Origin of the sequence: Pseudomonas sp. URIL14HWK12:I12, from assembly GCF_003097135.1 — a bacterium.
GTDB lineage: Bacteria > Pseudomonadota > Gammaproteobacteria > Pseudomonadales > Pseudomonadaceae > Aquipseudomonas.
Map to the genome: position 1 here is coordinate 221,782 of NZ_QEQL01000001.1, position 14,673 is coordinate 236,454.

Consider the following 14,673-nt stretch of genomic DNA (forward strand, 5'->3'; position numbering starts at 1 on the left):
ATTGAAACACAGCCTCTCTGAGTCTGTATCCATCTGTTTCAGCTGGTTAGGATAGCCCCATCGACAAGGAGCCTGTGCCATGACCGAATTTATCGCGCTGTTCAGTTACCTGCTGGTGATGATCATCACCCCCGGGCCGAACAACATCATGCTGACAGCGTCCGGCGCCAATTTCGGCGTGCGCCGTACGCTGCCGCATCTGTCCGGAATTCTGGTAGGCAATGCCACGCAGTTTTTCATTGGCACCTTGCTGCTGGCCGGCGCCGCCGGGGTCATGGACCCGATCCGCAAGCCTCTTGCGGTGACCGGCTGCCTTTACTTGTTGTGGATTGCGTTGAAGCTGGCCAGGGCAGGCGCGCCTGGGCGCAAGGCGATCGCCGAGCCGATCGGCTTCATCGGCGGCATGTTGTTCCAGTGCGTCAACCCCAAGGCCTGGCTGATGGTGCTCAATGCCGGCGTGCTGTTCATGCCCAGCGGCGGCAAGTTGGTGGGCGCACTCACCATCACCGCCACTGCGTTCTGCATCGGCGTACCGTCGCTGTTGACCTGGGTGTGGGGCGGTGAGCGCCTGCGGGTATGGTTGGGCAACCCGCGGGCGCTGATGCTGTTCAACCTGTGCATGGCCGCGCTGCTGGCCGGCACAGCGTTCTGGCTGCTTTATGAGGAGCTGTGGCGCGGCGCCTGACGCAGTGTCGGCAACATGAACACTATGGCCAGCACACAGCCGCCTACCAGCAGGATGAAACCGCCGTTCCAGCCGTAATGGTCGACGACCTTGCCCATCAGCGCACTGGCCGCCACCGAGCCGCCCAGATAGCCGAACAGGCCGGTGAACCCGGCAGCGCTACCGGCGGCCTTCTTGGGCGCCAGCTCCAGCGCCTGCAGGCCGATCAACATCACCGGGCCGTAGATCAGGAAGCCGATGGTGAACAGCGCCGCGAGGTCGACGGCCGGATGGCCGCTGGGGTTGAGCCAGTACACCAGCGTGGCGACGGTGACACCGATCATGAAGACGATACCGGTCAGGCCACGGTTGCCCTTGAACAGTTTGTCCGACAGCCAACCACACAGCAGGGTGCCGGGGATGCCGGCCCATTCATAGAAGAAATACGCCCAGGAGCTGGTATCCACCGAATAGCCCTTGGCCTCTTTCAAGTAGGTCGGCGCCCAATCGAGCACGCCGTAGCGCAACAGATAGACGAACACGTTGGCCAGGGCGATGTACCAGAGCATGCGGTTGCGCAGCACATGGTCGATGAAGATCTGCCGGGTGCTGAATTCGGTCTCATGCTCGCGTTGGTAGCCGTCGGGGTAATCGTTGCGATACTCCTCCACCGGCGGCAAGCCTACCGATTGGGGGGTGTCACGCATGGTAAGAAAGGCGAAGCCGGCCACGGCCAGGGCAACGGTAGCCGGCACGTAGAACGCGGCGTGCCAATCGTTGAACCAGGCCAGCCCCAGCAGGAACAGCGGCCCGATCAGGCCACCGCCGACGTTGTGCGCCACGTTCCACACCGACACCACCGAGCCGCGCTCCTTCTGTGACCACCAGTGCACCATGGTTCGGCCACTGGGCGGCCAGCCCATGCCCTGCGCCCAGCCGTTGATGAACAGCAGCGCAAACATCACCGCCACACTGGAGGTCGCCCAGGGCGCGAAGCCGAACAGAAACATCACCGCCGCTGACATCAGCAACCCGGCGCTGAGAAAGTAGCGCGGGTTGGACCGGTCCGAGACCAGCCCCATCAGGAACTTCGACAGGCCGTAGGCGATGGCCACCGCCGACAGTGCCACCCCCAGCTCAGCGCGGCTGTAGCCTTCCTCCACCAGGTACGGGATGGCCAGCGAGAAGTTCTTGCGCAGCAGGTAATAACCGGCGTAACCGATGAAGATCCCGGCGAAGATCTGCCAGCGCAAACGCCGGTACAAGGGGTCGATCTGATCGTCGGGCAGGCGAGGGCGGTGCGGGGCAGGTCGGAAGAGGGCGAACATTCAGACTCCGTGTTTCTAAGAATTGTCGGTCGATTATTACAATTCGATGACAACTCCGCCCCGCTTCAGCGGACGCTTACGGTCGGCCAGGCGACATGCCCGGCCGGCCCGCAGCCTCGGCCGGTCAGCCGCTTACCCAAGCACCCACGTGCCAATGCCAACCGTCACCGCGCTGTTCCCAGTACGGGTGCACATAGCGATAGCCAGGGCGGACCGGCTCCCAGTGGCCGTGAGTCGCAACGTAGCGGTTACCGTTCCAGCGCCAGTAGCCTCGGGCCCATACATAACCTGGCCGGGGGGCCGGCTCGACCTCAATCACTTCTTGCGGCGGCGGCTGCGGCGCTACCACCTCCTCGACGTACTCGTGGCGCGGTGGCTCGCGGTAGGCATAGCGCGGGGTTTCGTGAACCACGCAACCGCTGGCGCTGGCCAGCGCTACGACCAGGGCAATCAAACGGATTTTCATGGGGCAAGCCTCGTCGGCAGGTGATGACGATTTCTTTGTAACGCATTGTTGCTGTATGCCGACTGAACGAATCTTCAGCCCGGTCAAAGGCCCTGTTGCAGGGCCGGGTCATCCGGGTTCATCCGCTCGAGCTCAGCTAGCAGCACCTGCACATTCTGTAACTGCCCGCTTTGTTTCCAATAGTCGATCAGGGTCAGGCGTGCCCGGCGGTTTGCCGGGTCGCGGCGCAGCAGTTCGTCAAGCTGGCCCTGCGCGGCGTCCTGCTGGTCCAGCCCATGCAGCGCCACGGCGAGGTCGTAGCGGTAGTCGGAGGTTTCCGGCTCCAGCTCGACGGCTCGGCTCAGGGCCAGCAGGGCATATTCTTCCTGATGGTGCGCCAACAGCCAAAGGCCCAATTCATGCTGCATGTAGGCCGAGTCGGGCTGGCGCTTCAGAGGCTCGGCGAGCACCGCACGTGCCTTGTCGGGCTGGCCTTGCAGGTCGAGCACGCGCGCTTTCATCACCACGGCTTCCAGGTCGCCCGGGGTCTGCGCCAGCACCCGGTCGATCGCCGCCATGGCCTGGTCATAGTCGCCGTCGTGCAGGTAGATGCGGGCGAGCTGGGCTTGCGGGCGGGGGCGGTCGTGCTCGCGCTCGAGGGTGTTTACGTAGTCGTCCAGCACCGCCTGCAAGGGGCCGAAATACACGCCCAGGTCGTCTGGGGCGAGGGCCATCATCTCCTGTGCGGCGTGGTAGCGTACATCGGCCTGCGGGTCGTCGAGCAGCGGGCCCAGCCATTTGGCGCGGCGGCTACCGGCCAATGCGCTCACGGCATCGATCGCGGCATGGCGAACCAGCAGGTTGCCTTCGAGCAAGTCGGCCTTGGCCAATGCCAGCGCGCGATCGCTGGGATAGTGGGGCAACTCTGCGTAGAGGCGGGCGCGGCGATCCGGGGCCAAGTCAGTGCGCGCCAATTGCTGATAGAGCACTCGAGCAGCGCCAGGTTGGCCTTGGTGGGCTTGACTCAGGGCCTGGGAATAGCTGTGCCGGGCCGCGGTAACGGGAGCCGGCGCTGTGGCCGGCCGCGCCCACCAGGCCCCGGCCGCTACGCACAGCACCACCAGCAGGCTGAGTAAGGCATAGCGCAAGGCGTTAGGCATGGCCGGTCCGTGACAGTGAGGGGGCGACAGCTTACGACCGCCTGCAGGGGGCTTCAACCCGGGTTCAACGCTTGGCGGCCCTGAGGTGAAGGGAAGACACAACTGACCTCGTGCGCACAACCGGGCACCACCAGCAGTGGCGCACCGGCGTTACGGGTGAAGGCCGCGGCGCGGGCCAGCCGGCTGTCGCCTTGGGCTTGTGCGGCGCAGCTGCGATCCAGAATACGATTGTGGGCGGCGGGCGCATCGCCTTGGTCCTGCTCCCCGACCAGGTAAGTGATGTCTGCATGGCGGTAGCGCTGGCGCGCCTGCTCAGCGTCGCCCGGGAGCCATGAGGGTAACTGCTCAAGGCCGTATTTCCACTGGTCCTGCTCTGTGCAACCCGCCTGGGGCTCTGCCCGTTGATCGCTCAGGTACAGCCAGCTGCCGGGCGAGGCAACGACGAAGCGCACGTGCATGCCTGGCGGGGCGGGGGCGGCGAATGCAGCATAGTGCTGCACCCATTGTGCCCCGGCGGAGAAACCGGCGAAGGTTACGCTGCTTACCTGAGGCCAGCGCCGGTGAACTTCTGCCACCAACTGGTCGATGGCGCCGAAGGCCGTGATATCACCGGCATTGCTGGCCGGCCCGCCGGTGAGCCAGCTGCTGCACGTCCAGAGCAGGTCGCCTCGTTGGGCTTCGGGCTCACCCCGGCTCTGGCAGCGGCCGGCGCGGTCGGCCGATACCTGAAACAGCGGCGCCAGCACCAGAGTGCCGGGGGGCGCCGCTGCCTGCGCGGCGTCGAAGGTGTGGCGCGCATCCCGGGGGTGGCCGTGAAACGCGATGATTGCGTCGCGCGGCGCCGCTGGCTGGTTGATGTAGAAACCAAGATCACCCCGCCCAGGCACTGGCTCGAAACGCTCGAAGGTCGCCCCGTGGGCCATAGGTGCTACTGCCAGCAGGCACCACCACAGCGCTTTCAAAACAGATAATCCGTGGTCAGGAAACTGGAACGGCGCTCATGAAGAATGTCACTGACCAGCTGCTGGTTGGCCGGGTTGAAGCGGGTAGCCACCAGCGTGCGGATCGAAAAGGTACGTAGTGCGTCGTGTACCGACAGCGTGCCTTCGGCTGAATCCTTGCGCCCGTTGAAGGGGTATTGGTCCGGGCCGCGCTGGCACTGGGCGTTAAGGTTGATGCGCCCAACCTGGTTGGCGAAGGTGTCTACCAGCCGGCCGATCAACGCAGGGTCCTTGCCGAACAGCGAGAGCTGCTGACCGTATTGCGACTCCAGCACGTAATCGATCACCTCGTCGATTTCATCGAACGGAACGATGGGGACCACAGGCCCGAACTGCTCTTCGTGATAAACGCGCATGCGCGCATCGACCGGGTAGAGCACCGCTGGATAGAAGAACGATGCGCGTACCGCACCGCCGCCGGGGTTGGCCACGTGCGCGCCCTTGTCGAGCGCGTCGCTCACCAGGCTTGCGAGGTAGTCAGGCTTGCCAGCTTCGGGCAATGGCGTCAGTTGCACGCCGTCTTCCCAAGGCATGCCAGGTTTGAGGCTGGCCAGCCGTGCGCAGAACTGTTCGGTGAAGGCCTGGGCGATGCTGCGGTGAACGAACAGGATCTTTAGCGCGGTGCAACGCTGGCCATTAAATGACAACGCGCCGGTCACGGCTTCTTCCACGGCGTTGGGCAGGTCGGCATCGGCCAGCACGATCCCGGGGTTCTTCGCATCCAGGCCAAGCGCCGAGCGCAGCCGGTGGGGCTTTGGGTGAAGCTTCTTGAGCTCGGCAGCGGCTTTGTGCGTGCCAATGAAGGCGAAGATGTCGATCAGCCCGCTTTGCATCAGTGCAGTGACCGTCTCGCGGCCACTGCCGTAGATCACGTTGATCACACCGGCAGGGAAGCTGTCGCGGAAGGCCTCGAGCAGCGGCCGGATCAGCAGCACACCGAACTTGGCAGGCTTGAACACCACGGTATTGCCCATGATAAGCGCTGGGATCAAGGTGGTGAAGGTTTCGTTGAGGGGGTAGTTGTAGGGGCCCATGCACAGCGCCACGCCCAATGGCACGCGGCGGATCTGCCCGAGGGTGCCCTGTTCGAGCTCGAAGCGGCTGGAGCGGCGGTCGAGGTCCTTCAGGGCATTGATGGTGTCGACGATGTAGTCGCAGGTGCGGTCGAATTCCTTCTGCGCATCCTTGAGGTTCTTGCCGATCTCCCACATCAGCAGGTTGACCACTGCCTCGCGCTGCAGGCGCATGCGCGACAGAAACCCTTCTACATAGCCGATGCGCTCGGCCACCCTCAGGGTTGGCCATACGCCCCGGCCCTTGTCATAGGCTCGCACTGCGGCATCCATCGCACTGAGGGCGGCGTTGGCATCCAGGCGTGGCGTGGCGCCCAGCACTACCTGTTGATCACCCTCGGCGGTGTGCAGGTAAACAGGGCTGCGAACTTCGGCGAGCGGGCCGGCCCACTGCTCCAGGCGCCCGTCGACCAGGTATTCGCGCTGCTCTTGCGCAGCCCCCAGGCGGTACGCCTGGGGGATTTCATCCGGTTGCGGAAAGAGCCGCGGCAGGCTGTGGGCTTCGGGCATGGCAGTGACCTCCTGGTGTGGGCCTTGAACGAAGCCTTGAGCCTAGCAGGGGCGTACACGCTGCTCCAATGAAAGGGGTTTTAGCCGCGCTGAGTCACCAATTTGGTATTCAGGTAAGCCTCGATGGCTTCGGTACCACCCTCTGACCCATAGCCCGAATCCTGAACGCCACCGAATGGCACCTCGGGCAGCCCCAGGCCCATGTGGTTGATGGTCAGCATGCCAGCCTCGATGCCGTCACTCAGCGCCTGGGCAGTCCGTGTGCTGGTCGTGAAGGCATAGGACGCCAGGCCGTACGGCAGGCGGTTGGCTTCGGCCAGGGCCTGCTCTAGGGTGTCGAAGGGCATCAGCAAAGCCAGCGGGCCGAAGGGCTCTTCGTTCATCGCTGCCATGTCGGGGGTCATGTTGCCCAGCACTGTTGGCCCGAAAAAGTAACCGGGGCCTTTGGGCACGTCGCTGGCCAGCAGCTCGGTAGCGCCCTTGCTCTTGGCGTCCTCGATCAGTTTGCGCAGTGCAGGGGCACGGCGATCATTGGCCAGCGGCCCCATCTGGGTGCCCTCGGCCAAGCCGTCGCCGACCTTGAGCGTCTTGGCATGTGCCACGAAGCGTTCGGCAAAAGCCTCGTACACGCTGCGCTCCACCAGCATGCGCGTAGGGGAAATGCAGACCTGGCCGGCGTTGCGGAATTTACTGGCGACCAGCAATTTAGCTGCTTCGTCAAGGTCCGCATCGGCGAACACCAGGGCCGGAGCGTGGCCGCCCAGCTCCATGGTCACGCGCTTCATGTGCTGGCCGGCCAGCGCCGCCAGTTGCTTGCCCACTCCGGTTGAGCCGGTGAAAGTCACCTTGCGGATCACCGGATGCGGGATCAGATAGCTGGAGATTTGCCCCGGGTCGCCATAGACAAGGCCGATCACACCGTTGGGGACACCGGCGTCAACGAAGGCACGCACCAGCTCGGCAGGCGAGGCGGGGGTCTCTTCCGGTGCTTTGACGATGATCGAGCAACCGGTGGCCAGTGCTGCAGTGAGTTTGCGCACTACCTGGTTGATGGGGAAGTTCCAAGGGGTGAAGGCGGCCACCGGGCCAACCGGCTCGCGAATGACCTTCTGCTCCACGCCTGCGGCGCGGGCCGGAATGATGCGCCCGTAGCTGCGGCGGCCTTCTTCGGCAAGCCAATCGATGGTGTCGGCAGCGCCCAGCGTTTCGGCACGGGCCTCGGCCAGCGGCTTGCCTTGCTCAAGTGTCATTAGCCGGGCGATGCCTTCGGCGCGCTCGCGCAGCAGCACGGCGGCTTTGCGCAGAGTCTTGTAGCGTTCGAAGGCAGGCGTGCGGCGCCAGGTCTGGAAGCCGCGTTCGGCGGCAGCCAGGGCTGCGTCAAGGTCAGCCTGGTCGGCTTTGGCCAATTGCCCGATCACTTCGCCGTTTGCCGGGTTGACCACTGGCAGGGTTGAGCCGGCAAGGGCAGGGCGCCATTGGCCGTCGATGTGAAGCAGGATGTCAGGGTAGTTCACGGTAGCCTCCGCAACGGTTGTGGCAAAAAAGAGTTGGGCCGCACACCGGCGCACGGGTTCCCTGGCATGAGCAGGTGCAAGGTAAATGACAAAGGATTCATTTTGTTTTGCCACGTTATAGTGTAACAATTAATGCTCTTCCAGCCTGTAAGCTCGCCATGATCCACTGCACCGCTCTGCAATGGGGCCCAGTCAACCGGCCCCTGACCCCGCCGCTGGACCTGCACCTGCCCGCTGGCAGCCTCACTGCCATCACCGGCCCTAACGGGACCGGCAAGACAACGCTGCTGAAAGTGATCGCCGGGCTTCAGAAGCCCTTGGCCGGGCGGCTGGAAGTGGACCTGGGCCGCGGCGGCCGGTTGGGCTACCTGGTGCAGCAGCAGGCCATCGACCGTCAGTTCCCCGTCCAGCTCGGCGAGCTGGTGGCTGCGGGTTTCTGGGGCCGGCGCCTGTCACGGGCCTGCCGAGAGGCGCAACTGCAGCAGGCCTTGCTGACATGGCAGTTGGAAGGGCTGGCTGGCCTGAGCCTGCAGGCGATGTCTGGCGGGCAACTGCAGCGGGCGTTGCTTGCCCGCATGAGCCTGACCCAAGCCCGGTTACTGTTGCTTGACGAGCCCGACGCCAACCTAGACGAAGCGGGCCAGGCCGTGCTCTGGGAGCAGGTGCGCCGCTGGCACGCAGAAGGCCGCACGCTGGTGGTGGTGTGCCACGATCTGGCGAGCGTCCAGCGCCATGCCCAGCACCATGTGAGCCTGAGCCCCGAGGCCGTGCACCTGAGTCGGGTGGCCTGATGCTCGAGCACCTCTGGCAGCCCTTCGTCGAGTTCGCCTTCATGCGCCGGGCCCTGTTCGGCGGTGTGTTGCTGGCCATGAGCACTGCACCGCTTGGAGTATTTCTGATGTTGCGGCGCATGAGCCTGATGGGCGATGCGATTTCCCACGGCATTCTCCCTGGCGCCGCCCTGGCGTTCTGGGTCGCCGGCCTGTCGCTGCCGGCGCTGACCCTCGGAGGGCTGGGCGCAGGCCTGGGTGTGGCCGGGCTTTCAGCCTGGGTCACGCGCAACACCGGGCTGCGTGAGGATGCCAGCCTCGCCGCGCTGTACCCCATCTCCCTGGCCAGTGGTGTGCTGTTGCTGGGGCTGGCCGGCAAGCGCCTGGACCTGCTCGGGCTGCTGTTTGGCTCAGCGCTGGCGGTTGATGCCGCCACCCTGGAGGCGATGGCCTGGGTGGCAGTGCTCAGCCTGGCGCTGCTGGCAGTGCTGTACAGGCCCCTGTTGCTCGACTGCCTGGATCCGCTGTTCCTGCGCAGCGTCAGCCGCCTCGGCCCTTGGGCGCACGGGGTATTCCTGGGCCTGGTCGTGTTGAACCTGGTCGTGGGGTTTCAGGCCATCGGCGCGCTGATGATGGTTGGCCTGATGACCCTGCCAGCAGCCGCCGCGCGCTTCTGGACCCGCCGCCTGCCACCTCGGCTGCTATTGGCCTCGCTGCTTGGCGGCGTTGCGGTTGCGCTGGGGCTGCTGCTGTCGTTCTACGCCTCCCTGCCCAGCGGCCCTGCCATTGTGGTGGTTGCTGGGGCGTTCTACCTGGTGTCCGTGTTCGTTGGGCCGGTGCATGGGGTCATGCACCGGTCTCGCTTGCCCATCCCTCTGTAAAAGGACCTTGCCATGCGCCGTGCCCTCTTGTTGCTCGCCCTTGCATTACCCTTCAGTGCCCAAGCGGCAGAGCCGGTGAAGGTGCTGACCAGTTTCAGCATCCTGGCCGACATGACCCGCCAGATCGGTGGCGATCACATCATCCTGAATAACCTGGTAGGGCCTGATTCAGACGCCCACACCTATGAAACCACCCCCGCCGACGGCAAGCAGGTGCTGGCAGCGGACCTGATCGTGGAGAACGGTTTGCAGTTCGAGCCGTGGCTCGACCGCCTGGTGGCCAGCACCGAGACCCATGCCAAGGTGATCAAGGCCAGCGAGGGTGTGCTACCGCGCACACTGGAGGAAGACGGCCAGACCATCCCCGATCCGCACGCCTGGAACAGCCTGGCCAATGCGCGCATCTATGCTGCCAATATCCTCAAGGGCCTGGACGCCGTCGACCCGGCCCATGCCGCTGACTACCAACGCAACCACGACGCCTATGTCGCCAAGATTGATGAGCTGCTGAAAGTGGCTAGCAAGACCTTCGGCAGCCTGCCGCCTGGCAACAAGCGCATCGTTACATCCCACGATGCCTTCGGCTACCTGGGCCAGGCCTACGGCATCCAATTCATCGCCCCTCAGGGCCTGTCAACCGAACGTGAAGCCACCGCCGCCGATGTGGCCGGGCTGGTCAGGCAGATCCGCAATGAACACATCAAGGCCGTGTTCATGGAGAACATCTCCGACACCCGCCTGCTCAAACAGATCGCCGAGGAATCCGGGGCACGCATCGGCGGCACCCTGTATTCCGACGCCCTGAGCGCCGAAGGGCCCGCCAGCACCTACCTTGGTTTCTACCGCAGCAACATCGAAACCCTGGGCAAAGCGCTGGCCCAATAAAGCGCTTTCAGGCAGCATGCGCGCACGATTCCACGGAGACTTCGCCATGCCTGCCACCCCCTTGCCGCTTGTCGAGTTGCGCGCTTTCGCCGACAGCCTGGCGCAAGCCGCAGCCGATGCCGCGCTGCCTTACTTTCGCACTGCCCAGGCGGTGGAGAACAAGCTCGAGGCAGGCTTCGACCCGGTGACCCTGGCCGACCAGGGCGCCGAGCAGGCGATGCGCGCGCTGATCCATGCCCGTTATCCCGAGCACGGGATCTTCGGCGAGGAATACGGCCACGAGCCAGGCACATCCCCCCTGACCTGGGTGCTCGACCCCATCGACGGCACCCGCGCGTTCATCACCGGCCTGCCGCTGTGGGGCACGCTGATAGCCCTGAACGACGGCGAGCGCCCAGTGCTTGGGGTGATGAGCCAGCCGTTCACGGGCGAACGTTTCGTTGGCACACCCGAGGGCGCCTGGCTGGGCGACCGGCGGTTGCAGACCCGCGCCTGCGAGCGCCTGGCCGATGCCATCGTGATGAGCACCTCGCCGCAACTGTTCGATGTGCCCAGCCGCAAGGCGGCGTTCGAGCGCCTGAGTGGCCAGGCGCGCATGACCCGTTTCGGCGGCGACTGCTATGCCTACTGCATGTTGGCCATGGGCCTGGTGGATGTGGTGATTGAAGACAGCCTCAAGCCCTACGACGTGCAGGCGCTGATCCCGATCATCGAAGGTGCCGGCGGGCGCATGACTGCCTGGGACGGTAGCACCGCGCAACATGGCGGGGCGGTGGTCGCTGCCGGCGACCCGGCGCTGCATGCCTGGCTGGTAGAGCAGCTTACGCCCGCGCTTTGACGCCGGGCGTGGCCGTCAGCCGTTCGGGTTTGCGAGGCTGAACGGCTCGCTACTGCATTCATGGGCCAGCAACCAGCGTTTGGCTGCCAGGCCGCCGGCAAAACCTGTGAGGGTGCCGTTGCTACCCACTACGCGATGGCAGGGGGCGATGATCGACAGAGGGTTTCGCCCATTGGCAGCGCCCACCGCGCGCACGGCACTGGGCGCGCCGATCTGCTCGGCGATGCGTTGGTAGCTGCGGGTCTGGCCGAAGGGAATGCTCAGCAACGCCTCCCATACGCGGCGTTGGAACGGCGTACCGCTCAATGCCAGCGGCAAGTCGAAACGCTGGCGCCGGCCATCGAAGTACGCCTGCAATTGGCGCCGGGCCTCGCACAGCACCGGGTGGTCGCTGGCTGCTTCCAGTGGCCCAAGGCGCACCCGGCCTTTGCGTTCCTGCTCCCAAAGCACGGCGCACAGCCCTGTGCCTTGGGCGACCAAGGTCAGCTGGCCGACCGGCGAAGGCATCAGCAGGCAAGGTAGCGGCATGGCAGGCTCCTTTGAAGGGCAAACGGGCCGGGCACGGTAGCAGTTGCTCCTGGGGTTCGGCCAGCCGCCTGCTCAACTCAGGCTTTTCGAGCACCACCGCGGCGGCGGCGCCAGCGGTGGCCGAGCACTGCACCTGCCAGGGCCAACCCGGCCAGCGTGATCAGCCACCGGTGCGGCGCTGGCACAGGGGCCTCCTGGCGCTGGCGTTTGACCTCGGCAGCGCTGACTGGCGGTGCCCCGAGCGCTGCGATCAGGCGGCTGATCTGTTCGTCATTGAGCTCATCGGCAAAGCCTGGCATGCGCGGGCCCTCGGGCGAGTCGATACCGTCGAGAATCACGTTCACCAGGTTACCTCCAGCCACACGCTGAGCCAGCAGTGGGCCGGCCAGGCCGGGCATTGCGCCGCGCCCGCTGGCTTGAGGCTGATGGCAACTGGCGCACCAGGCATCGAACAGCTGCGCGCCGCTCCACAAAGCCGTGTCGGCTGGGCGCGCACCGCCGCGGGTCGGCGTCAGGGCTGGGGTGGCCAGCGTCACCGGTGCCACGGGAGGGCCTGGCACCTGCTTGAGGTACAAAGCGATGGCGGCAAGGTCAGCGTCAGTGAGATGGCTCAGGCTTTGTTCGATCACCTGGGCCATCGGCCCGGCTGCGGTGGGGTGGCCCTGCACGCGGCCACTGCGCAGGTAGTGCTGCAGATCGTCCAGTTGCCAGTGGGCCAGGGCCGGGCCGGTAATGGCCGGCGCCTGCCAACCTTCAGCCTGCCCGCCTTGCAGCCACAGGTCGTTGCGCTCGGCCTGCAGCGCATTGCGGGGGGTATGGCAGGCGCCGCAGTGGCCCAAACCGCGCACCAGGTATTCACCGCGTTGCAGGGATGCCTCGGCCAGCGCATCGCCAGCGAGCAACCCCAAAAGCAACAGCGCAGCGCGCATGTCAGGCCTGCCGCTGCGCGGGCAGCGGGCGAATATGGTTGGCGGTGCGCAAGGCCAGCGCCACGGCTGTTAGCGTCGCGTTCATGGTGCCTGAGGTCGGCATCACGCCGGTGCCGCAGAAGAACAGATTGGAGTGATCGTGCGCTCGCCCCCAGGCGTCGCACACCGACGTGGCCGGGTCTGCGCCCATGGCCAGGGTGCCGGTGATGTGATGGTTGGCGGAAAACTTGCCTTCGGCGCTGTACTTGAGCTGGTGGCCACCCAGGCGCGCGGCGATGCGCGCAAAGTCCTCCCGCGCGGCCAGGGCCCCCAGGCGCACGTAGTCGCTGACCTGGTAATGCACCTGTGGGGTCGGCAGCCCTAGGGCATCGGTGCGGCTGGACAGCACGATACGATTGGCCCGATCCGGCAGCACCTCCAGCACATTGCGCATCGACAGTTCATGAGCGGCGCGCAGGCGCAGTTGTTCGTCGAAGCCTGCGCCGAACACGCCTTTTTGCAGCAGGTCGCTGGTGACGCTTTCAACCCGCGAGATATTGCTGAAGTCCAGCCGGTAGGCCGAACGCTCGCCGCGCCAGGGGCCGTCGCGGAACGTGTTGATGGCACTCGGGCTCTGGGGCCCTCGGCCGGGCCAAAGGGCTTCGTCGGCCTGGAACGTAAGCGACGTGCTCAAGTGGTCCATCAGTTGCTGGCCTACGCGCCCGGAGCGGTTGGCGACGTCCGACATCAACAGCAGCTTGGGGCTTTCCACGCCGTTGGCGGCAAGTATGAAGGTGCTGCCGCGTGCCTGGTGTGCGCTGCCGTCTGGCGCCAGAAAGTGCGCCACACTCACTTCGCCTGCTGCGTTTGTTTGCAGCTTGTGCACCACCGCATGGGTCTGCAGGCGTACACCGGCGGCCAGTGCCGCCCGCACGGCGAGGCCGCCGTGGTACTGCGCATCCACCGGGCAGATCGGTTGGCAGCTGTTGTTGCCGCAGCAGGCCGGCCGCCCGTCGTATGGGCGGCTGTTGCGCGCGGCGGTGTTGGGCATCACGTGGTAGTCGGGGGCCAGGCGCTCGCGGATACGGCGCATGGCCCAGGGTTCTGCCACCGGCTGCATGGGAAAAGGCTGCTGGCGCGGCGAGCCGGTGCCCTCGCTGCCGGCCACACCCATCAGTGTCTCGGCTTCCTGATACCAAGGGTCGAGGTCTTCGTAACTCAGCGGCCAGTCCACCGCGATGCCGTAGAGGCTGTTCAGCCGCAGGTCGCTGGGGATCATCCGCCACGCCTGCGCCGCCCAGTGCCAACTGGTGCCGCCCACACCGCGCAGGTACTGCACCGGCCAAGGGTCTGGGCCGGCTTGCACCAGGTAACCGTTGTCGTTGGGCTGGAAGACGGGGTGCAGCGCCCAGGGGTGCACAGGGTAGGGCGCAAGCCAGTCGCTCTTGCGCGGTGAGTCGCGAAAGGCTGCCACCACCTTGGCACGCTCGATCGGGCCGCCGGCTTCGAGCATCAGCACGTCAGCGCCGGCCTGTGCCAACCGTCGCGCAGCCAGCGCCCCGCAGATGCCGGAGCCGATCACCACGATGTCGGCATCAAGCTTCAACCGGCGCACTCCAGCTGCCATGGGCGCCATAGGCGTAGCTCGGCGGCACCAATACATCTGCCACCACCTGAGCGTTGAGGGCTTGCTCGTAGGCCACGCAACGCGCTTGCGCACCTTGGCCTACCACGCCCTGCCACCAGGCTTTTGCGATCTGCCGGGGCAGGGCGGCCAAGGGCGAGCCCTCGTCACTGAGCTGCCGGTGCACCGTCGCGGGGTCCAGATGGCGGCCTTGAACGTCGAGCCACAAGGCCTGGCAGCGCGTTGGAAAATCACCAGACTGCGCCGTGAGCGCTTCGAACAAGGGGCGGCCTTGGGCAGGGTCGAGCCAATCGCGGCCGGTGAGCCAAGCGCTCAGGGTCATGAACGCCGCCAATGCCTGGGGCTCGGCGGGGCCGGCCAGTGCTGCGGGCAACCGGCCTGCCGCGTAGGCGAGCAGCAAGCCTTGGAGCAGGGTGCGGCGCGGGGTAGGCATAGTCGGCGTCCGAGTGCGTGAAGGTTAACGGGGTATGGATTCGGTGGATGAGCAAACGTTCCCGTCGGCGGTGAGGACATTTTGGACATT

General features: G+C 65.7%; 15 protein-coding genes. 5 read left to right on the top strand and 10 right to left on the bottom strand.

Features of this window, described 5'->3' with window-relative positions; genetic code table 11:
• The first annotated feature begins 79 nt into the window (after window positions 1–79).
• Window positions 80–685 carry a LysE family translocator gene (locus F474_RS00990; protein ID WP_097086554.1) on the top strand — a complete coding sequence of 202 codons (606 nt, stop codon included), beginning with the start codon at window positions 80–82 and terminating at the stop codon, window positions 683–685.
• Here F474_RS00990 and glpT read toward each other — a convergent pair.
• From glpT to F474_RS01020, 6 genes are all read right to left on the bottom strand, one after another.
• Complete coding sequence (gene glpT / locus F474_RS00995) at window positions 658–1,992, bottom strand: glycerol-3-phosphate transporter (protein WP_097086556.1); 1,335 nt, start codon at window positions 1,990–1,992, stop codon at window positions 658–660. The genes F474_RS00990 and glpT overlap by 28 nt on opposite strands.
• 124 nt (window positions 1,993–2,116) lie before the next feature.
• Window positions 2,117–2,458, bottom strand: a complete 342-nt coding sequence (locus tag F474_RS01000; RefSeq protein WP_097086558.1) for a YXWGXW repeat-containing protein — start codon at window positions 2,456–2,458, stop codon at window positions 2,117–2,119.
• A gap of 83 nt (window positions 2,459–2,541) precedes the next feature.
• The gene (locus F474_RS01005; protein WP_097086560.1) at window positions 2,542–3,597 is read right to left on the bottom strand and encodes a lipopolysaccharide assembly protein LapB; all 1,056 of its coding nucleotides are present in this window, start codon (window positions 3,595–3,597) and stop codon (window positions 2,542–2,544) included.
• Window positions 3,598–3,650: 53 nt separating this feature from the next.
• Complete coding sequence (locus F474_RS01010; RefSeq protein WP_097086562.1) at window positions 3,651–4,559, bottom strand: hypothetical protein; 909 nt, start codon at window positions 4,557–4,559, stop codon at window positions 3,651–3,653.
• Window positions 4,556–6,181 carry an NADP-dependent glyceraldehyde-3-phosphate dehydrogenase gene (locus F474_RS01015; protein WP_097086564.1) on the bottom strand — a complete coding sequence of 542 codons (1,626 nt, stop codon included), beginning with the start codon at window positions 6,179–6,181 and terminating at the stop codon, window positions 4,556–4,558. Before F474_RS01015 ends, F474_RS01010 begins: the two co-directional genes overlap by 4 nt.
• 80 nt (window positions 6,182–6,261) lie before the next feature.
• Complete coding sequence (locus tag F474_RS01020; RefSeq protein ID WP_097086566.1) at window positions 6,262–7,695, bottom strand: NAD-dependent succinate-semialdehyde dehydrogenase; 1,434 nt, start codon at window positions 7,693–7,695, stop codon at window positions 6,262–6,264.
• Window positions 7,696–7,853: 158 nt separating this feature from the next.
• On the opposite strand from F474_RS01020, the gene F474_RS01025 reads away from it, so the two are divergent.
• From F474_RS01025 to hisN, 4 genes are read left to right on the top strand one after another with little or no spacing between them, the layout of a single operon-like run.
• Window positions 7,854–8,486 carry a metal ABC transporter ATP-binding protein gene (locus F474_RS01025; RefSeq protein ID WP_097086568.1) on the top strand — a complete coding sequence of 211 codons (633 nt, stop codon included), beginning with the start codon at window positions 7,854–7,856 and terminating at the stop codon, window positions 8,484–8,486.
• Window positions 8,486–9,346, top strand: a complete 861-nt coding sequence (locus F474_RS01030; RefSeq protein ID WP_097086570.1) for a metal ABC transporter permease — start codon at window positions 8,486–8,488, stop codon at window positions 9,344–9,346. The genes F474_RS01025 and F474_RS01030 overlap by 1 nt, the downstream gene beginning before the upstream one ends.
• Before the next feature lie 12 nt (window positions 9,347–9,358).
• Window positions 9,359–10,231 (top strand): metal ABC transporter substrate-binding protein, encoded by an 873-nt coding sequence (locus tag F474_RS01035; RefSeq protein ID WP_097086572.1) that lies wholly within the window; start codon window positions 9,359–9,361, stop codon window positions 10,229–10,231.
• Window positions 10,232–10,277: 46 nt separating this feature from the next.
• Window positions 10,278–11,069 carry a histidinol-phosphatase gene (hisN, locus tag F474_RS01040; RefSeq protein ID WP_097086574.1) on the top strand — a complete coding sequence of 264 codons (792 nt, stop codon included), beginning with the start codon at window positions 10,278–10,280 and terminating at the stop codon, window positions 11,067–11,069.
• A gap of 15 nt (window positions 11,070–11,084) precedes the next feature.
• Here hisN and F474_RS01045 read toward each other — a convergent pair whose 3' ends face one another.
• The 4 genes from F474_RS01045 to F474_RS01060 form a co-directional block, all read right to left on the bottom strand.
• Complete coding sequence (locus tag F474_RS01045; RefSeq protein WP_097086576.1) at window positions 11,085–11,597, bottom strand: methylated-DNA--[protein]-cysteine S-methyltransferase; 513 nt, start codon at window positions 11,595–11,597, stop codon at window positions 11,085–11,087.
• Between the two features lie 77 nt (window positions 11,598–11,674).
• Window positions 11,675–12,526, bottom strand: coding sequence for a cytochrome c (locus tag F474_RS01050; protein ID WP_097086578.1), 852 nt, complete (start codon window positions 12,524–12,526; stop codon window positions 11,675–11,677).
• Between the two features lies 1 nt (window position 12,527).
• Window positions 12,528–14,111: a GMC family oxidoreductase gene (locus tag F474_RS01055; RefSeq protein WP_256577798.1), complete on the bottom strand. Its 1,584-nt coding sequence runs from the start codon at window positions 14,109–14,111 to the stop codon at window positions 12,528–12,530.
• The gene (locus tag F474_RS01060) at window positions 14,101–14,583 is read right to left on the bottom strand and encodes a sugar dehydrogenase complex small subunit (RefSeq protein WP_097086580.1); all 483 of its coding nucleotides are present in this window, start codon (window positions 14,581–14,583) and stop codon (window positions 14,101–14,103) included. Before F474_RS01060 ends, F474_RS01055 begins: the two co-directional genes overlap by 11 nt.
• Between the last annotated feature and the right edge of the window lie 90 nt (window positions 14,584–14,673).